Here is a 19,372-nt window from a genome sequence, read left to right as displayed (position 1 = left end):
CGCCCGCCGGTGCACAGGCAGCACCGGCCCGCTCCCCCGCTCAGAACCCCGTCTGCCACCGCATGACAAGGCCGACATCATCGCCCAGAGCGGCGAAATGGCCGGGGTCGCGCCGCCAGAACAGGTTGGCCCCGAACGCGCCGCCCATCGCCCGCCCGGAATAGCCGGCCTCGACCGCGATCTCGCGCCCTTCGGGGTTGAGATTGAGCCGCCGCCAGTCGAACCGGGTGCTGCCATCGGCATAGTCATAGCCGGTCGGCAGCCGCACCGCGATGCCGCCCGCCCCCGCCAGCCCGACGCGCAGCGGCTGCGCGACCCGAAGCGCCAGCCGGTCGCCGGGCGCGAACACGCCGGTGCCGGCCAGATCCACGGCAAAGGCGGTGCTGCCGAACGACGCGCCCTCGGCCACCAGGCCGCCGCCGTCCATCCGCGTCCAGCCGATCCGCGCCGCCGCCCCCAGCGACCAGCCCGGTGCCGGTGCCCAACGCGCACCCAGATCGCTGAACAGGGTCCGCGCGCCGCCGCCGCCAAAGGCCGCGCCGAACCGGCCGCCGAGCACGCTTCCGGCCTCGCGCATCACGCTCAGCCGCGCGTCGAGCGCGACCGCACCCAGCGACCGCGCCGCGCCCAGCCCGACCAGCGCATAGCCCGCCCGGTCGAGCGGACGGCGCGGATCGCCGGGCAGGGCGCGCAGCGCATCGCCCTGTTCGGCGATCAGGCTGAGCCCCAGTGCGCCGAGCCGGTGGCTGACCCCGGCAGCGCTCGCGATCCGCCGGTCGAAACCGAGCGCGTCGGCGGGCGCGCGCGCGACGAGCAATCCCGGTTCCGCGCGCCCGTCCAGACGCGCGGCCAGCGCCGCGCCGCCCTGACCGAAGCCCGCGGCCAGCGCGGTACGCGCGCCGATCTGCCCGGCGACGAACCCGGCAAGCGGCCGGGCAAAGCCCGCATCGGGCCTGACCCCCGGATAGGCGGCCGGATCACCATCCCCCGGCACCGCGCGGCCAGCGGCGAGCGACAGGCCGAACACCGCCCCGCCATGCGCCAGCCCGGCCCCGCGCACCGGCTGGTTGAGGATCGGGCCGAGCATGGCACTCGGCGCGGTAACGCCGATGCCAGCGCCGAGATCGACATCATAAGCGCGGCCAAAGCCGTCGAGCATCACCGCGCCCAGGCCGCGCTGCACGGCATCGCCCATGGCCGGCGACAGCGTCGCCGACACCGCCTGGCCGGTCAGGCTGAACCCGGTGCCGGCGAGCGACGCGCCGCCGCGCGGGGCAAAGGCGCGGCCGATATTGAGCCCGCCCCGCCCATAGATCGCATCGGTTCCCGCCGTGCCCAGATCGTCGGCGCTGTCGAGCAGGATCTGCACGATCTGCGCGCCGGTCAGGTTGGGAAAGGCCTGGGCGAGCAGGGCCGCCGCGCCGGCGATGTGCGGCGCGGAAAAGGATGTGCCCGAATACAGGAAGCTGGTGCCGGTTTCGTCGATCGCGCGCACCCGGGTGCCGAGCGCGGTCAGATAGAAGGCCGAGGCCGCGCCCGCGCGGTTGCTGAACTCGGCGATCACGCGGCCCGCATCATAGGCCCCGGCGATGATGATCTGGTTGCGCGCGACGACGCCGTCGGTCGCCACCGCCGCGAACGGATCGGGCTGGGCCGCGCCGTCATTGCCGGCGGAGATGACGAGCACCATCCCCGCCGCCGTCGCGCGCTGCATGGCGATGCGCAGCGCGGTGTTGGGCGCATCGCCGCCCAGCGACAGGTTGGCGACGCGCGCGCCCTGCTGCACGGCGATGTCGAGCGCGCGGGCAATGGCATTGTCATTGTGCGAACATTCGCCCTGCGCGCCGGTGCAGCTGCCGACGCTGTCGGTGCGCAGCGCAAGCAATGTCGCGCCAAAGGCGACGCCATGGGTGCCGATATCGTTGCGCGCGCCGAGCAGCACGCTCGACACCGCCGTGCCATGGCCGCTTTCATCGCCGATGCCGCGCGTGCCGACGACATCGGTCGATGCCGGCGACAGGCGGCCGGCAAACTCGGCATTGCCGGCGGCGACGCCGCTGTCGATCACCGCGACCGTCACCCCCGCCCCGCTGCCCCCGGCCTGATAGGCGGGCAGCGCATTGGCGAGCGCAAGGCCGGTCGAGCGCTGATATTCGGCCGTGTCGAAGCTGGGCGGCGGCGGCGTGGGCGATGGCGAGGCGACCGGCGGCGGCACAGCCGGTGCGGGCGTCGACTGCACGCCGCCCCCGCCGCCCCCGCCGCCACAGGCCGACAGCGCCAGCGCGCACACGCCGCCCAGAAACCCGCGTCCCGATCCGTTTCGTGCCATGCTGCCCCCGCCAGGTCGGCCCCCGGCATAGGCGACAGCCCTTGCCGTTCGTTTAATGCCCTGCACCCGGCAGCCCCGCGACCACCGCACAGCCCGCGCGCGCCGATTGCCGCCCGCGCCGGGCGCAGCTAGAGCGGGCCCCGCCATGATCACCCGCCTGTCCCATGTCCGCAACTGGATCTTCGATCTCGACAACACGCTCTACCCGGCCTCGATCGACCTGTTCGGGCTGATTGATGCCAAGATGACGCGGTTCATCCAGGATCTGCTGGGGCTGGACCGCGACGCGGCGCTCAGGCTGCAAAAGGATTATTTCCACGATCATGGCACGACCCTGTCGGGGCTGATGGCCGAGCATGGCGTCGATCCGCACCATTTTCTCGATTATGTCCACGACATCGAGATGGATGTGCTGGCCGAGGATCGCCGGCTGGTCGATGCGGTCGCGCGGCTGCCGGGGCGCAAGCTGATCTTCACCAATGGCGATGCCCCCTATGCGCGGCGCGTGCTCGCCCGGCTGGGGCTGACCGATGCGTTCGAGGCGATCCACGATATCCATGCCTGCGCCTATGAACCCAAGCCCAGGCCCGGCGCCTATCAGAGCATGTGCGCGGCGTTCGGCATCGATCCGCACGAAAGCCTGTTCGTCGAGGACATGGCCCGCAACCTCAGGCCCGCCAAGGCGATCGGCATGACGACGGTGTGGGTCAATAACGGCTCCGAACAGGGCCGCGAGGCCGATGACCGGGCCTATATCGATTTCGAAATCGCCGATCTGGGCGAATGGCTTCACGAGATTTTGGGGGACAGGACATGACCGATCCGATGCAGATCATCGATGCCGCATGGGATGCGCGCGACACGATTTCGGCCGAGACCGGCGGCGCGGTGCGCGACGCGGTGGACGCGGCGCTTGCCGCACTCGATGCCGGCACGGCGCGCGTCGCCGAGCCTGACGGCCAGGGCGGCTGGCGGGTCAATCAGTGGCTGAAAAAGGCGGTGCTGCTGTCGTTCCGCCTCAATGACATGGCGGCGATCGCCGGCGGCCCCGGCGGCGCAAACTGGTGGGACAAGGTGCCGTCCAAATTCGCCGGCTGGGACGAGGCGCAGTTCCGCGCCGCCGGCTTCCGCGCGGTGCCGGGCAGCATCGTGCGCCGGGGCGCGTTCATCGGCCGCGGCGCGGTGCTGATGCCGAGCTTCGTCAACATCGGCGCCCATGTCGGCGAAGGCACGATGGTCGATACCTGGGCGACCGTCGGCTCGTGCGCTCAGATCGGCCGCAACGTCCATCTGTCGGGCGGGGCGGGCATTGGCGGCGTGCTGGAGCCGCTGCAGGCCGGGCCGGTGATCATCGAGGACGGCGCGTTCATCGGCGCACGCGCCGAGGTGGCCGAAGGCGTGATCGTCGGCGAGGGCGCGGTGCTGTCGATGGGCGTGTATCTGGGCGCATCGACCAAGATCGTCGACCGCGCGACCGGCGAGGTGTTCATCGGCCGGGTGCCGCCCTATGCGGTCGTCGTCCCCGGCACGCTGCCCGGCCGCCCGCTGCCCGACGGCACGCCCGGCCCCAATCTCTACTGCGCGGTGATCGTGAAGCGGGTCGACGCCCAGACCCGCGCCAAGACGGGCATCAACGAGCTGCTGCGCGACTGAGTTGCGCGCCTCGCGGCGCGGGGGCGGCACCGGCCCGCTCCCCCACCCGGCCTCCCAACGGCAGGTTACGCTATGGGAGGCCGGGTGGGGGAGCGGGCCGGTGCCGTTCTTCCCAGCTAACGACACCCGGTGCCGTTCTTCCCAATCAACAAACTTCCGGTGCCGTTCTTCCCAGCTAACGACACCCGACCACCTCAGCCCAGATATTCAGCGAGCAGCGTGTTCGCGCGCGGGCCGTTCCAGTCCATGCCGCCGGTCACGCGCCACACTTCCTTGCCCTCGGCATCATAGAGCACCGTCGTCGGCAGCATGCCGCTGCCGATCGCAAAGCCCAGTTCCTGCTGGGTATCGCGATAGGGCTGCAGCCGGGTGAAACCGCCCTTGGCGAAGGTCGGGGCGATGTCGATCCCGTCCCGGTCCTGGCTGACGGTCAGCACCTTCAGCCGGTCGCCGGTGCGCGCGGCAAGCGCTTCGAGCGTCGGCATTTCCTTGACGCACGGGCCGCACCATGTCGCCCACAGGTTGACGAGCACCGGCGTGCCGCGAAACGCCGCCAGCGTGACCGGCCGGCCGGCGGGATCGGTAAAGCCCTTGTCGGGGGCCGGCTGGCCGCGCTTTGCAATGTCGAGCGTGCCTGCCGTCTCGCCGCCCTCGCCCCCGGCCGGGGCTGCGGGCGCGGCTGATGCAGGCGCGGTGCTGTTCGCCATCGCTTGCGGCGCGGGATCGCTTTGCCTATCGCAGCCGCCCAGCAGGGCAAGGCCGGCCAGCAGCAGCGCAGTGGCAGGCCGGACAGCAGCAGGCGGGACGATTGGCAGGAGAGGCGTGATGAACGGCCGCACGGGAAGCTCCAACAGCATGTGGGGCGGGCGCTTCGCCGAAGGGCCCGCGGCAGTGATGCGCGAGATAAATGCCTCGATCGGCTTCGACAAGCGAATGTGGCGGCAGGACATTGCCGGCAGCCGCGCCCATGTCGCGATGCTCGGCCGGCAGGGGATCGTCGATGCCGCCGATGTCGCCGCGATCGAGGCCGGGCTTGACCGGATCGAGGCCGAATATGCCGCCGGCGGCGTGCCCGAGGATCCGGCGCTCGAGGACATTCACATGCATGTCGAGGCGCGGCTGGCCGAGCTGATCGGTCCGGCGGCCGGGCGGCTGCACACCGCACGCTCGCGCAACGATCAGGTGGCGACCGATTTCCGCCTGTGGGTGCGCGATGCGATCGACGAGGCCGATGCGGCACTTGCCGGCCTGCAGCGCGCGCTGGTGCGCCGCGCCGAGGAAAATGCCGATGCGGTGATGCCGGGCTTCACCCATCTCCAGTCCGCCCAGCCGGTCACGCTTGGCCATCATCTGATGGCCTATTTCGAGATGATCCACCGCGATCGCGGCCGGCTGGAGGATGCGCGGGCGCGGCTGAACGAATGCCCGCTCGGCTCCGCCGCGCTGGCCGGCACCGGCTTTCCGATCGACCGCCACGGCGTGGCCGAGGAACTGGGGTTCGACCGGCCGACCGACAACAGCCTTGATTCGGTGTCCGACCGCGATTTCGCGCTCGAATATCTGTTCGCCGCCACTGCCTGTTCGCTGCATCTGTCGCGGCTGGCCGAAGAGGTGATCCTGTGGGCAAGCCAGCCCTTCGGCTTTGTCCAGCTGGCCGATGCCTGGTCGACCGGATCATCGATCATGCCGCAGAAACGCAATCCCGACGCCGCCGAGCTGGTGCGCGGCCATGCCGGGCGGATCATGGGCTGCATGACCGCGCTCATGGTGACGATGAAGGGCCTGCCGCTCGCTTATTCAAAGGACATGCAGGACGACAAGCCGCCGGTGTTCGAGGCGCATGAGCTGCTGACCCTGTCGATCGCGGCGATGACCGGCATGGTCGACAGCCTGACCTTCCGCACCGACCGGATGCGCGCGCTGGCCGAAAGCGGCTTTGCGACCGCGACCGATCTGGCCGACTGGCTGGTGCGCGAGGCGGGGGTGCCGTTCCGCGAGGCGCATCACATCACCGGCCAGGCGGTCAGGCTGGCCGAGGCGGCGGGACGGCCGCTCGCCGCGCTCAGCCTTCAGGAGCTGCAGGGCATTGATGCGCGGATCGATGCCCGCGTCTATGATGTGCTGAGCGTCGACGCCTCGGTCGCGTCGCGCACCAGCCATGGCGGCACCGCCCCGGCGCAGGTGCGCGCCCGCATCGCCGAGGCGCGGACGCTGATCGGCATGGACGAGGATGACATGCCGGCTGCGGTCAGTGCCGCGCCGGGCGCAGCGGAGACAGAGGCATGAATCTGAGAGGAAGCGGCATCGCCGCGCTGCTGCTGCTCGCTGCATGCGGCGGCAAGAGCGAGCTGCAGCCGCCGCCGGGCCAGAGCCTGCCGGCACCCGCCCCGGGCGAGGCGCGCCAGCCGACCCCGACCGAACTGATGACCCCCGGTCCGCAGGCCCGGCCCCAGCGCAGCGACGAACTGCTGCGCCGGTCCGAGGACCGCCGCGACGACCGCTTTGACCTGCCGCCGAACTGATGGACCATTTTCAGCTGAGAAACGGCGAACTCTACGCCGAAGACGTGCCCCTGTCGCGGATCGCGGCCGAGGTCGGCACCCCCGTCTATGTCTATTCGCGCGCGACGTTCGAGCGCCATGCCCGGGCGTTCCGCGCCGGCATGGAGCGCGCCGGGCGCGTGCATCTGGCCTATGCGATCAAGGCCAATCCCAATCTGGCGGTGCTTCGCGTGATGGCCAATGAAGGCTATGGCGCGGACGTGGTGTCGGGCGGGGAAATGGCCCGGGCGCTCGCCGCCGGCATGCCCGCATCGGGCATCGTGTTTTCAGGCGTCGGCAAGACCCCGGCGGAGCTGACCAAGGGGCTGGAAGCGGGCATCGGCCAGTTCAACATCGAACTGGAAGAGGAGGGCGAGGTGCTCGCCGCGCTCGCCGCCGCGCGCGGGCTGACCGCATCGGCGGTGCTGCGCGTCAACCCCGATGTCGATGCCGGCACCCACGCCAAGATCTCGACCGGGCGCAAGGAAAACAAATTCGGCGTGCCCGTCGATCAGGCGGCGGCGATCTTTGCGCGGCTGGCGGGCCGGCCGGGGCTGAGGCTGCGCGGCGTCGCCATCCATATCGGCAGCCAGCTGCAAAGCCTGGAGCCGCTGGAGGCCGCCTATCGCCGGATCGGCGCGCTGGTCGCTGAACTGCGCGCCGCCGGCCATGTGATCGACCGCATCGATCTGGGCGGCGGGCTGGGCGTCCCCTATCAGCCGGGGGCCGTCTACCCGACGCCCGACGCGCTGGGCGAGATGACCGCGCGCGTGACCGCCGGCTGGGATGTCGAGCTGATGTTCGAGCCGGGGCGGGTGATCGCCGGCAATGCCGGTATCCTGCTGACGCGGGTGATCTGGGTGAAGCCGGGGGTCGTCCACCCCTATATCATCGTCGATGCGGCGATGAACGACCTCGCGCGCCCGGCCCTTTACGACGCCTATCATCATTTCGAGGCGGTGCGCCCGGCGGGTGACAGGATGATCGCCAACATCGCCGGGCCGGTGTGCGAAAGCGGCGACACCTTTGCGATGGCGCGCGAGATCGACCGGGTGGTGTCGGGCGATCTGGCGATCTTCCGCACGGCGGGCGCTTATGGCGCGACAATGGCGTCCACCTATAACAGCCGGCCGCTGGTGCCCGAGGTGATGGTGGACGGCGACCGCTATGCCGTGGTCGCCGACCGGATTTCGGCCGAGACGATCATGCATGCCGAGCGCGTGCCCGACTGGCTGGACCGGGTCTGATGCACAGCCTGCCGGTCCTGATGCGCCTCACGGACCGGCCGGTGGTGCTTGTCGGCGATGACGAGATGGCGGCGGCCAAGCGCCGCCTGCTCGAACGCGCCGGGGCGGTCGTGGTCGCGGAGGACGACCGGCGGGCAGCGGAGGCCCGGCTGGCGATCGTGGCGCTGGCCGATGACGATGACGCCGAGGCGGCGGTCGCCCGGCTGAAGGCGCGCGGGATGATCGTCAACGCGGTCGACCGGCTGCCGCTGTGCGATTTCACTTTGCCCGCGATCGTCGACCGCGATCCGGTGCTGATCGGCATCGGCACCGGCGGGGCATCGGCCGGGCTGGCCAAGGCGCTGCGCCAGCGGCTGGAGACGCTGCTGCCCGCGCGGCTGGGGGCGCTGGCCACGGCGCTGGGCGCGGCACGGGCGGCGATGCGCGCGCGCTGGCCCGACGGTGCGACGCGGCGGCGCGCGATCGATGCCGCGCTTGGCCCCGGCGGGCCGCTCGACCCGTTCGGCGGCGGCGGCACTGACGGCGCGGCGGCGGTGGAGCGCTGGCTGGCGGCGGACGCCACCGCCTCCACCGCCATGTCCGCCGACCGGCTGGTGCGCATCCTGATCGCCTCGCCCGATCCCGATGCGCTGACGCTCGGCACCGCGCGGCTGCTGGGCGGGGCCGACCGCGTCTATCACCGCCCCGACGTGCCGGCCGCCATTCTCGACCGCGCCCGCGCCGATGCTGCACGCATCGCCTGTTCCGCAGCCCCCGCCGATCCGGGGCCTGGCCTGTCGCTCGACCTGGAGATGCGGGGATGAGTTCTTTTGCGATCATCGCGGGCGCGCAGGGCGGCGTCGAACTGCCGCTCGAGGCGGCGATCGACCGGCTGGACGGCGCGGTGCTGGGCTGGCTGCACCTGCACGGCATATCCGAGGAGACGCGCGCGCTGCTCGGCGAGCGGCTCGGCCTGCCCGATCTGGTCGTCGGTGCGCTGACCGCGGTCGAAACGCGCCCGCGCTGCGACGGCATTGGCGACGGCGCGCTGATCAACCTGCGCGCCCGCGCACCCGACCGGGCGACCGATGCCGACGCGCTGGTGTCGATCCGCGTGTGGACGCAGCGCGGCCGGATCGTGTCGGTCGCGCGCTATGACATTGACGGGCTGGACCGGATGCGCGCGGCGATGCTTGCCGGCCGGGTGCGCGATCCCGGCGATTTCGTCGCGATGCTCGCCGATGCGATCACCGACGATCTCGATCCCCGCGTCGCGGCGCTGGGCGACATGCTCGACGATTGCGAGCTGATGCTCGATGCCCGGCGGGCCTTTGCGCTGCGCCGCGACATCGCCCGCGTCCGCGCGGAGGCGATCGAATATCGCCGCTTCGTCGCGCCGCAGCGCCAGGCGCTCGAACGGCTGGCGGCGCTCGACTGCGCCTGGCTGGAAAATGACGACCGGCTGCACCTGCGCGAATCGGCGGACCGGTTCGCGCGCATGACCGAGGAGCTGGAAAGCATCCGCGAGCGCGCGGCGCTGACCTCCGAACAGATCACCGACCTCAGGGCAGAGCTGCTCGACACGCGCTCGCTGTGGATCTCGATCGTCGCGCTGATTTTCCTGCCGCTGACCTTCCTGACCGGCCTGCTCGGCATGAATGTCGAGGGGATTCCCTATGCCCGCGAACCCTGGGCGTTCTGGGGCGTGGTCGGCGTGTGCGCCGCGCTGGCGGCGGGCACCTTTGCCTGGTTCATGCGCTCGCGCTGGTTGCGCTGAGCCGCAGCAGCTCGGCCCGCGCCGCGGCAAGCTCGGCCCGCACCTCGCCCAGCTCGATCGCGCGCTGCACGATGCGGGCGTCGAGCGCCTCATTGGCGCGGCGCAGCGCCTCGATCGTCCGCGCGCGCTCAAGCGTCCGCGCGATGCGCGCGCCCAGCACCTCGAACGCGAACGGCTTGACGATCCAGTCATCGGCCCCGGCCTCGACAGCGTCGAGCGCGGCACCATTGTCGCTGCGGCCGGTCATCAGCATCACCGGCGTCGATGCCGTCGCCGATCCGGCGCGGATCTCGCGCAGCGTGGCAAGGCCCGACAGGCCGGGCAGCCCCATGTCGAGCAACACCAGATCGAACCGCCGCGCCTGCATCAGGTCGAGCGCCTCCAGCCCGGTCTCGCTCAGCGACACGCGGTAGCCCATGCGCGTCAGCCGCTTGCCCATCACCTGCAATGCGGTGCGGCTGTCATCGACGACCAGCAGGCTGGCCGTATCGGGCGCAATGCGGTCGACCGCCGCTTCGGGGCTGAAGAGATCCATCGCCGCATGGCTTAGCGCGGGATGGTTAAGGATCGGGAAACCAGCCGGTCCGGGCGGTGCCGTGCGTGAGGCCGTCCAGAGCGGCGGTCGATCTGATTGCATCGGATCGACCGCTCCAGCTTTGTGTTTGACCGCGTTTCCCGAGCCGCCGGGTGAGTTCGCCCCGCCTGAAAACGCTCTGAGGGGGGGCTTGCGCCGCCGTGCCGCCGCCCGCAAGGACGGGCCATGGCCTCTTCCGCTTCCCGCCCGATGCGCCATGCAACGCTTGCCGCCGGCATCGGCGCGGTGGCGGCGCTCATTCTCTGGCCCGCCTATGCGCTGATCCAGGGGCCGCTCTACTGGCCGTTCGTCGCCGCCCTTGGCCTGAGCTGTGCGGGCGGCACGGCGATCCTGGCCCTGGCCACGCTCGACCTGATGACGGTGACGCGCAGCCGGCGCGTGCGTCCGGCCCGCGCCTTCGACCTGCTACTCGGCCTCGGCATCGCCGTGCCGGCCGGCGCTGCCCTGATGAGCCTGCTCGCCTGACGCTTCAGGGCTGATCGGTCCAGCCCCATCTCGGACGCGAAACGGCCGCCCCCTTTGCCAAGGGGACGGCCGTTCGTGTCGATCAGGGCGGTCGGGGGCGCGCGCTGCGCGCCCCGGCACGTCAATCGTTCAGATAATCGCCAGCGGCTTCGTCGCTGCCGTCACCCGACACCACGACTTCGCCGAGCGGGTCATCGCCATTATCGTCCTGGACCGGACGATTGAGCTCGGCCGCATGCTCTTCGGCCGCATTGTGCGGCGCGACCAGAGCGGCCTGCCAGTTGCGCTGCGCGGCGCGGAGCGCGGCGTCGCGGCTGGAGGCGGCGACCCGCAGGCGGTTCATGCCCGCCCCCGTGCCCGCCGGGATCAGCCGGCCGACGATCACATTCTCCTTCAAGCCGATCAGCGTGTCGGTCTTGCCCTGCACCGCCGCCTCAGTCAGCACCCGGGTCGTTTCCTGGAACGACGCGGCCGAGATGAAGCTGCGGGTCTGGAGCGAGGCCTTGGTGATGCCGAGCAGCACCGGCTTGCCTTCGGCCGGGCGCTGGCCCGGGAGGAGCTTGGCGTTGATCTCGTCCATTTCCTCGCGGTCGACCTGCTCGCCCGGCAGCAGCGTGGTGTCGCCCGCCTCGGTGATCTCGACCTTCTGCAGCATCTGACGGACGATCGTCTCGATGTGCTTGTCGTTGATCTTCACGCCCTGAAGTCGGTAGACTTCCTGGATTTCCGAGACGAGATATTCCGCCAGCGGCTCGATGCCCAGCACTTCCAGAATATCGTGCGGGTCGGGCGAACCGGCGATCAGATTGTCGCCGCGCTTGACGTAATCGCCTTCCTGGACGTCGATCACCTTCGACTTCGGCACCAGATATTCGACGACCTCGCCGCCATCATCCGGCTGGATGCCGATCTTGCGCTTGGCCTTATAGTCCTTGCCGAACACGACACGGCCCGAGACCTTGGCGATGATCGCATTTTCCTTGGGCTTGCGCGCTTCGAACAGCTCGGCGACGCGCGGCAGACCCCCGGTGATGTCGCGGGTCTTGGCGGCTTCGCGCGACACGCGGGCGAGCACGTCGCCGGCCTGCACGGTCTGGCCGTCATCGACCGACAGCATCGCGCCCGGCGACAGCATATAGCGTGCCGCCTCGCCCGAGCTTTCGTCGAGCAGGGTCATGCGCGGACGCAGATCCTCCTTCGACTTGGACGCGCCCCGGTTTTCGGTGACGACGCGCTGGGTGATCCCGGTCGCTTCGTCGGCCTGTTCAGTCAGCGTCTTGCCGTCGATCAGGTCCTGGAACTTCACGATCCCGGCCTTTTCGGTGATGACCGGCATGGTGAAGGGATCCCATTCCGCGATCCGCTCGCCCTTCTTCAGCTCCTGGCCGTCCTTGGCGATCAGATTGGCACCATAAGGGATGCGGTGCACGGCGCGCTCGCGGCCATCGGCATCGATGATCGCGATTTCGCCGTTGCGGGCGAGCGCGATCGTGCGGCCGCGGCTGTCGACGATCGTCGGCAGGTCGCGATATTCGAGCCGGCCGTCGCTCACCGCATCGAGGTTCGACTGCTCGTTGAGCTGCGCCGCGCCGCCGATGTGGAAGGTGCGCATGGTCAGCTGCGTGCCCGGCTCGCCGATCGACTGGGCGGCGATGACGCCGACCGCCTCGCCGATATTGACCGGCGTGCCGCGCGCCAGATCGCGGCCATAGCATTTGGCGCACACGCCCTGCTTGGATTCGCAGATCAGCGGCGAACGGATGCGGACCGACTGGATGCCGATCTCTTCGATCCGCGCGACCATCGGTTCGTCGAGCAGCACGCCCGATTCCACGATCACGTCGCCGGTCTTGGGATCGACGATGTCCTCGGCCGTGGTGCGGCCCAGAACACGCTCGCCGAGCGAGGCGATGGTCGCGCCGCCCTGGATGATCGCCTTCATCTCGAGTGCGCGCTCGGTGCCGCAATCCTCTTCGATGACGACGCAATCCTGGCTGACATCGACCAGACGGCGGGTCAGGTAACCCGAGTTCGCGGTCTTGAGCGCGGTGTCGGCCAGACCCTTGCGGGCGCCATGGGTCGAGTTGAAATATTCAAGGACGGTCAGGCCTTCCTTGAAGTTCGAGATGATCGGCGTTTCGATGATCTCGCCCGACGGCTTGGCCATCAGGCCGCGCATGCCGGCCAGCTGCTTCATCTGCGCCTGCGAACCGCGGGCGCCCGAATGGGCCATCATGTAGATCGAGTTGATCGGCGCCAGCCGGCCATCGGCCTGCTTCGGCGTCGCCTTGATCTCGTCCATCATCGCGTTGGCGACCTGATCGCCGCAGCGCGACCAGGCGTCGATCACCTTGTTGTACTTTTCCTGCTGGGTGATCAGGCCGTCCTGATATTGCTGCTCATAATCCTTCACCAGCGCGCGGGTCTCCTCGACCAGCTGCTCCTTGGCGGCGGGGATGATCATGTCGTCCTTGCCGAACGAGATGCCGGCCTTGAACGCGTGGCGGAAGCCGAGCGCCATGATCGCATCGGCGAACAGCACCGTCTCCTTCTGGCCGGTATGGCGATAGACGATGTCGATGACGTCGCCGATCTCCTTCTTGGTCAGCAGGCGGTTGACCGTTTCGAACGGGACCTTGTGGCTCTTGGGCAGCGTCTCGCCGAGCAGCATGCGGCCCGGCGTCGTCTCGACGCGCTTCATGTAGCTGTTGCCCTGCTCGTCGGTCTGCGGCACGCGGCTGATGATCTTGGTGTGCAGCGTCACCGCACCGGCATCGAGCGCCTGATGCACTTCGGCCATGCCGGACATCAGCATGCCTTCGCCCGGCTCGCCCTCGCGCTCCATCGACAGATAATAGAGCCCCAGCACCATGTCCTGCGACGGCACGATGATCGGCTTGCCGTTGGCGGGCGACAGGATGTTGTTGGTCGACATCATCAGGACGCGCGCTTCCAGCTGCGCCTCGAGGCTCAGCGGCACGTGCACCGCCATCTGGTCGCCGTCAAAGTCGGCGTTGAACGCCGAGCAGACGAGCGGGTGAAGCTGGATCGCCTTGCCCTCGATCAGCACCGGCTCGAACGCCTGGATGCCCAGACGGTGGAGCGTCGGCGCGCGGTTGAGCAGCACCGGATGTTCGCGGATCACCTCGTCCAGGATGTCCCAGACTTCCTTGCGTTCCTTCTCGACCCACTTCTTGGCCTGTTTGAGGGTCATCGACAGACCCTTGGCGTCGAGACGGGCATAGATGAACGGCTTGAACAGCTCGAGCGCCATCTTCTTCGGCAGGCCGCACTGGTGCAGCTTGAGTTCCGGACCGGTCACGATGACCGAGCGGCCCGAATAGTCGACGCGCTTGCCGAGCAGGTTCTGGCGGAAGCGGCCCTGCTTGCCCTTCAGCATGTCGCTGAGCGACTTCAGGGGGCGCTTGTTCGCGCCGGTGATGGTGCGGCCGCGGCGGCCATTGTCGAACAGCGCGTCGACCGCTTCCTGCAGCATGCGCTTTTCGTTGCGCACGATGATGTCGGGCGCGCGCAGCTCCATCAGCCGCTTCAGACGGTTGTTGCGGTTGATGACGCGGCGATACAGGTCATTGAGGTCCGACGTCGCGAACCGGCCGCCGTCGAGCGGCACCAGCGGGCGCAGTTCGGGCGGAATGACCGGCACGACGTTCAGGATCATCCATTCCGGCCGGTTGCCGGATTCGATGAAGCTCTCGACGACCTTCAGCCGCTTGATGATCTTCTTGGGCTTCAGCTCGGACTTGGTCTCGGCCAGTTCCTTCAGCAGCTGCTCGCGCTCGCCCTCGAGGTCGAGGCTTTCGAGCATGATGCGGACCGCTTCCGCGCCGATGCCGGCGGAGAAGGCATCCTCGCCATATTCGTCCTGCGCGGACAGCAGCTCGTCCTCGGTCAGCAGCTGATAGCGTTCAAGCGGGGTCAGGCCCGGCTCGATCACCACATAGGCTTCGAAATAGAGGATGCGCTCCAGCTGCTTCAGCTGCATGTCGAGCAGCAGGCCGATGCGGCTCGGCAGCGACTTCAGGAACCAGATATGGGCAACGGGCGCGGCCAGTTCGATATGGCCCATGCGCTCGCGGCGGACCTTGGACACGGTCACTTCCACGCCGCACTTTTCGCAGACGATGCCCTTGTACTTCATGCGCTTGTACTTGCCGCACAGGCACTCATAGTCCTTGATCGGACCAAAGATGCGGGCGCAGAACAGGCCGTCGCGTTCGGGCTTGAACGTCCGGTAGTTGATCGTCTCGGGCTTCTTGATCTCGCCGAACGACCAGCTGCGGATGCGCTCGGGCGAGGCGATGCCGATCTGGATCTGGTCGAACGTCTCCGGCTTGGTCAGCGGATTGGCGAAAGCAGTCATCTCGTTCATTTTTTGCTCCGGTCCCCCTGCCGGCGAAGCGGCAGGGGCTCAATATGGGCAAATCGTCGCGGGCAGGCGGCGGGGCGGCCGCGCCGCCCCGCTTTGTCCCCGCTTATTCGGCGGCCTTGGCGAAATCCTCGTCCTGGTCGGAGTCCGACATGGACGCGAGTTCGACATTGAGGCCGAGCGAGCGCATTTCCTTGACGAGCACGTTGAAGCTCTCGGGGATGCCGGCCTCGAAGGTGTCGTCACCCTTGACGATCGCCTCATAGACCTTGGTGCGGCCGACCACGTCGTCGGACTTCACCGTCAGCATTTCCTGCAGCGTGTAGGCGGCGCCATAGGCCTGGAGCGCCCAGACCTCCATTTCCCCGAAGCGCTGACCGCCGAACTGCGCCTTGCCGCCCAGCGGCTGCTGGGTGACGAGCGAGTAAGGCCCGATCGAGCGCGCATGGATCTTGTCGTCGACCAGGTGGTGGAGCTTGAGCATATAGATATAGCCCACGGTCACCTTGCGGTCGAACGCCTCGCCGGTGCGGCCGTCATAAAGCGTCGACTGGCCCGAGGTGTCATAGCCGGCCAGCGCCAGCATGTCCGACACATCGGCTTCGCGCGCACCGTCGAACACCGGGGTCGCCATCGGCACGCCGCCCTTCAGCAGCTGCGCCATTTCGACGATTTCCTCGTCCGACCGGGCACCGATTTCGGCGACATAATTCTCGCCATAAACCAGCTTCATCCGCTCGCGCACCGCATCGGGCGGCGCCACGACCTGGCCCTTGGGATTGGCCTCACGCCATGTTTCCAGCGCCTCGGCGATCTGCTTGCCAAGGCCGCGCGCGGCCCAGCCCAGATGCGTCTCGAAGATCTGGCCGACGTTCATGCGGCTGGGCACGCCCAGCGGGTTGAGCACGATGTCGACATGCGTGCCGTCTTCGAGGAACGGCATGTCCTCGATCGGCAGGATGCGCGAGATGACGCCCTTGTTGCCGTGACGGCCGGCCATCTTGTCGCCCGGCTGCAGCTTGCGCTTCACCGCGACGAACACCTTGACCATCTTGAGCACGCCCGGCGGCAGTTCGTCGCCCCGCTCCAGCTTCTCGCGCCGATCCTCGAATTTGTCCTGGATCAGCTTGGCGGCCTCGTCATACTGGGCCTTGACCGCTTCCAGATCGGCCTGGACCCGGTCGTCGGCGACCGCGAACTTCCACCATTCATGGCGCTCGACCTGCTCGAGCAGTTCGGCGTCGATCTCGACCCCCTTCTTCACGCCCTTGGGCGCGGCGGTCGCGGTCTGGCCGATCAGCATGTCGCGCAGGCGCGACCAGGTCGCGCGGTTGAGGATGCCGCGCTCGTCATCGGCGTCCTTCTTCAGCCGCTCGATCTCCTCGCGCTCGATCGCCATCGCGCGCTCGTCCTTGTCGATGCCGTGGCGGTTGAACACCCGCACCTCGACGACGGTGCCGGCAACGCCCGGCGGCAGGCGCAGCGACGTGTCGCGCACGTCCGACGCCTTTTCGCCGAAAATGGCGCGGAGCAGCTTTTCTTCCGGCGTCATCGGGCTTTCGCCCTTGGGCGTGATCTTGCCGACCAGGATGTCGCCCGGCTCGACCTCGGCACCGATATAGACGATGCCCGCCTCGTCGAGGTTGCGGAGCGCTTCCTCGCCGACGTTCGGGATGTCGCGGGTGATGTCTTCCGGCCCGAGCTTGGTGTCGCGGGCCATCACCTCGAACTCCTCGATATGGATCGAGGTGAAGACGTCGTCCTTCACGATCCGTTCGGAGATCAGGATCGAGTCTTCATAATTGTAGCCGTTCCACGGCATGAACGCGACGAGCGCGTTGCGGCCGAGCGCCAGCTCGCCGAACTCGGTCGACGGGCCGTCGGCGATGATGTCGCCGGCGCTCACCACATCGCCCACCTTCACCAGCGGACGCTGGTTGATGCAGGTGTTCTGGTTCGAACGCTGGAACTTCATCAGCGTGTAGATGTCGACGCCCGACTTGCCGGCCTCGACCTCACCGGTTGCGCGGACGACGATGCGGGTGGCGTCGACCTGGTCGACGATGCCCGACCGCTTGGCAGCGATCGCCGCGCCCGAATCGCGCGCGACGGTTTCTTCCATCCCGGTGCCGACGAACGGCGCTTCGGCGCGGACCAGCGGCACCGCCTGGCGCTGCATGTTCGACCCCATCAGCGCGCGGTTGGCGTCGTCATTTTCCAGGAACGGGATCAGCGACGCGGCGACCGACACCAGCTGCTTGGGGCTGACGTCCATCAGCGTGATGATGTCGGGCGTCGCCATCAGGAACTCGCCCGCCTGACGCGCGGAGATCAGCTCCTCGACAAAGCGGCCTTCGCCATCCAGCTCGGCATTGGCCTGGGCGATGGTGTGCTTGGCCTCTTCCATCGCCGACAGATAGACGACCTCGTTGGTCACCTTGCCGTCCAGAACCCGGCGATACGGCGTTTCGATGAAGCCGTATTTGTTGACCCGGCTGAAGCTCGCCAGCGAGTTGATCAGGCCGATGTTCGGCCCTTCCGGCGTTTCGATCGGGCAGATACGGCCATAATGGGTCGGATGGACGTCGCGGACCTCGAAGCCCGCGCGCTCGCGGGTGAGACCGCCCGGCCCGAGGGCGGACACGCGGCGCTTGTGCGTCACTTCCGACAGCGGGTTGGTCTGGTCCATGAACTGCGACAGCTGCGACGAGCCGAAGAACTCGCGCACCGCGGCGACCGCGGGCTTGGCGTTGATCAGGTCGTTCGGCATCACCGTCGACACATCGACCGACGACATGCGTTCCTTGACCGCACGCTCCATGCGCAGCAGCCCGACCCGGTACTGGTTTTCCAGCAGCTCGCCGACCGAACGCACGCGGCGGTTGCCGAGATTGTCGATGTCGTCGATCTCGCCCTTGCCGTCCTTCAGGTCGACAAGCGTCTTGACGACGGCCAGGATGTCCTCGGTGCGCAGCGTCGTCACCGTATCCGGGCAGTCGAGCTCAAGGCGCATGTTGAGCTTCACGCGGCCGACGGCCGACAGGTCATAGCGCTCGGGATCGAAGAACAGGCCGGCGAACAGCGCCTCGGCCGTCTCGCGCGTCGGCGGCTCGCCGGGGCGCATGACGCGGTAGATGTCGGACAGCGCCTGGTCGCGCTCCTCGGCCTTGTCGGCCTTGAGCGTGTTGCGGATCCAGGGACCGGTGTTGACATGATCGATGTCGAGCAGTTCGACCCGGTCGAGGCCGGCACGGTCGAGCTTGTCGAGATTCTCGGGCGACACCTCGTCGCCCGCCTCGATATAGATCTCGCCGGTCGTCTCATTGATCAGGTCGAGCGCCGAATAGCGGCCGAAAATCTCCTCGGTCGGGATCAGCAGCATCGCCAGCCCGTCCTTGGCCGCCTTGTTGGCGGCGCGCGGCGTGATCTTCTGGCCGGCGGCGAACACGATCTCGCCGGTCTCGGCGTTGACGACGTCGAACGCCGGCTTCTGCCCGCGCCACGCCTCGGCGACGAAGGGCACCTTCCAGCCGCCCTCGCCGCGCACCCAGGTGACGGTCGAGTAGAAATGGTTGAGGATCTGCTCGCCGTTCAGGCCCAGCGCATAGAGCAGGCTGGTGACCGGCAGCTTGCGCTTGCGGTCGATGCGGACGTTGACGATGTCCTTGGCATCGAACTCGAAATCGAGCCACGAGCCGCGATACGGGATGACGCGCGCGGCGAACAGATACTTGCCCGACGCATGGGTCTTGCCGCGGTCATGATCGAACAGCACGCCCGGCGAACGGTGCATCTGGCTGACGATCACGCGCTCGGTGCCGTTGACGATGAACGTGCCGTTCTCCGTCATCAGCGGCATGTCGCCCATATAGACGTCCTGCTCCTTGATATCGAGCACGGAGCGCGATTCGGTATCGGGATCGACCTCGAACACGATCAGGCGCAGCGTCACGCGCATCGGCGCGGCATAGGTGATGCCGCGCTGGCGGCATTCGTCAGTGTCGTATTTCGGCGGCTCAAGCTCGTAATGGACAAAGTCCAGCTCGGCGGTGCCGGCAAAGTCGCGGATCGGGAACACGCTGCGCAGCGTCTTTTCCAGCCCCGACACATAGCCGGTCGCCGGATCGGAGCGCAGGAACTGTTCATAGCTTTCGCGCTGCACCTCGATCAGGTTCGGCATCTGCACCACTTCGTGGATGTTGCCGAAAACCTTGCGGATGCGCTTGGTCGCGCCGCCAGCCGAAGCCGGAACTGCCTTGCTTGCCATGGGTAAGTGCTTGCCTCGCCGTTAGAATGCGAACGCGCAGCCGACACGAAAAGCCGCGCACCCCGCAACCGGGGTGGCAGCTTCAAGCGTCAGGCAGCCCGCTCTTTCCATTCGTCCGGCACGCTGCGCTCAG

13 protein-coding genes are annotated in these 19,372 nt (G+C 68.5%); 8 read left to right on the top strand and 5 right to left on the bottom strand.

All coding sequences use genetic code 11. The features are described from left to right. Nucleotides 1–40: 40 nt before the first annotated feature. Nucleotides 41–2,329 carry a S8 family peptidase gene (locus GVO57_RS05180; protein ID WP_160592268.1) on the bottom strand — a complete coding sequence of 763 codons (2,289 nt, stop codon included), beginning with the start codon at nt 2,327–2,329 and terminating at the stop codon, nt 41–43. Nucleotides 2,330–2,474: 145 nt separating this feature from the next. Between GVO57_RS05180 and GVO57_RS05175 the strand changes: the two genes are divergently transcribed. Then, nucleotides 2,475–3,146 carry a pyrimidine 5'-nucleotidase gene (locus GVO57_RS05175; protein WP_160592267.1) on the top strand — a complete coding sequence of 224 codons (672 nt, stop codon included), beginning with the start codon at nt 2,475–2,477 and terminating at the stop codon, nt 3,144–3,146. Beyond that, nucleotides 3,143–3,982: a 2,3,4,5-tetrahydropyridine-2,6-dicarboxylate N-succinyltransferase gene (gene dapD / locus GVO57_RS05170; protein WP_160592266.1), complete on the top strand. Its 840-nt coding sequence runs from the start codon at nt 3,143–3,145 to the stop codon at nt 3,980–3,982. Before GVO57_RS05175 ends, dapD begins: the two co-directional genes overlap by 4 nt. A 194-nt stretch (nt 3,983–4,176) precedes the next feature. Here the strand turns inward: dapD and GVO57_RS05165 are convergent, their stop codons facing one another. Then, entirely contained in the window at nt 4,177–4,689 is a 513-nt protein-coding gene (locus GVO57_RS05165; protein ID WP_233281480.1) for a TlpA family protein disulfide reductase, read from the bottom strand. Nucleotides 4,690–4,837: 148 nt separating this feature from the next. Here GVO57_RS05165 and argH point away from each other — a divergent pair, with 148 nt between their 5' ends. From argH to GVO57_RS05140, 5 genes are read left to right on the top strand one after another with little or no spacing between them, the layout of a single operon-like run. Then, nucleotides 4,838–6,268 carry an argininosuccinate lyase gene (gene argH, locus GVO57_RS05160; protein WP_160593835.1) on the top strand — a complete coding sequence of 477 codons (1,431 nt, stop codon included), beginning with the start codon at nt 4,838–4,840 and terminating at the stop codon, nt 6,266–6,268. Further along, nucleotides 6,265–6,504 carry a hypothetical protein gene (locus GVO57_RS05155; RefSeq protein WP_160592264.1) on the top strand — a complete coding sequence of 80 codons (240 nt, stop codon included), beginning with the start codon at nt 6,265–6,267 and terminating at the stop codon, nt 6,502–6,504. Before argH ends, GVO57_RS05155 begins: the two co-directional genes overlap by 4 nt. Continuing rightward, nucleotides 6,504–7,769, top strand: a complete 1,266-nt coding sequence (gene lysA / locus GVO57_RS05150) for a diaminopimelate decarboxylase (protein ID WP_160592263.1) — start codon at nt 6,504–6,506, stop codon at nt 7,767–7,769. Before GVO57_RS05155 ends, lysA begins: the two co-directional genes overlap by 1 nt. Beyond that, the gene (locus tag GVO57_RS05145; protein ID WP_160592262.1) at nt 7,769–8,572 is read left to right on the top strand and encodes a precorrin-2 dehydrogenase/sirohydrochlorin ferrochelatase family protein; all 804 of its coding nucleotides are present in this window, start codon (nt 7,769–7,771) and stop codon (nt 8,570–8,572) included. Before lysA ends, GVO57_RS05145 begins: the two co-directional genes overlap by 1 nt. After that, nucleotides 8,569–9,525, top strand: coding sequence for a zinc transporter ZntB (locus GVO57_RS05140; protein WP_160592261.1), 957 nt, complete (start codon nt 8,569–8,571; stop codon nt 9,523–9,525). Before GVO57_RS05145 ends, GVO57_RS05140 begins: the two co-directional genes overlap by 4 nt. Here GVO57_RS05140 and GVO57_RS05135 read toward each other — a convergent pair. Then, nucleotides 9,500–10,060, bottom strand: a complete 561-nt coding sequence (locus tag GVO57_RS05135; protein WP_160592260.1) for a response regulator transcription factor — start codon at nt 10,058–10,060, stop codon at nt 9,500–9,502. The genes GVO57_RS05140 and GVO57_RS05135 overlap by 26 nt on opposite strands. A gap of 225 nt (nt 10,061–10,285) precedes the next feature. On the opposite strand from GVO57_RS05135, the gene GVO57_RS05130 reads away from it, so the two are divergent. Beyond that, nucleotides 10,286–10,585 carry a hypothetical protein gene (locus GVO57_RS05130; RefSeq protein WP_160592259.1) on the top strand — a complete coding sequence of 100 codons (300 nt, stop codon included), beginning with the start codon at nt 10,286–10,288 and terminating at the stop codon, nt 10,583–10,585. 121 nt (nt 10,586–10,706) lie between these two features. On the opposite strand, the gene rpoC is transcribed toward GVO57_RS05130, so the two are convergent. Together rpoC and rpoB are read right to left on the bottom strand one after the other, a co-directional pair. Beyond that, nucleotides 10,707–14,975: a DNA-directed RNA polymerase subunit beta' gene (rpoC, locus tag GVO57_RS05125; RefSeq protein ID WP_160592258.1), complete on the bottom strand. Its 4,269-nt coding sequence runs from the start codon at nt 14,973–14,975 to the stop codon at nt 10,707–10,709. A 103-nt stretch (nt 14,976–15,078) separates the two neighbouring features. Beyond that, complete coding sequence (gene rpoB / locus GVO57_RS05120) at nt 15,079–19,239, bottom strand: DNA-directed RNA polymerase subunit beta (RefSeq protein ID WP_160592257.1); 4,161 nt, start codon at nt 19,237–19,239, stop codon at nt 15,079–15,081. Nucleotides 19,240–19,372 lie beyond the last annotated feature (133 nt).

This window comes from Sphingomonas changnyeongensis (assembly GCF_009913435.1).
In the GTDB taxonomy this organism is placed as follows: Bacteria; Pseudomonadota; Alphaproteobacteria; order Sphingomonadales; family Sphingomonadaceae; genus Sphingomonas_B; species Sphingomonas_B changnyeongensis.
The sequence above is the reverse complement of the archived record's forward strand: the minus strand, read 5'-3'. Positions and strand labels throughout refer to the sequence as shown.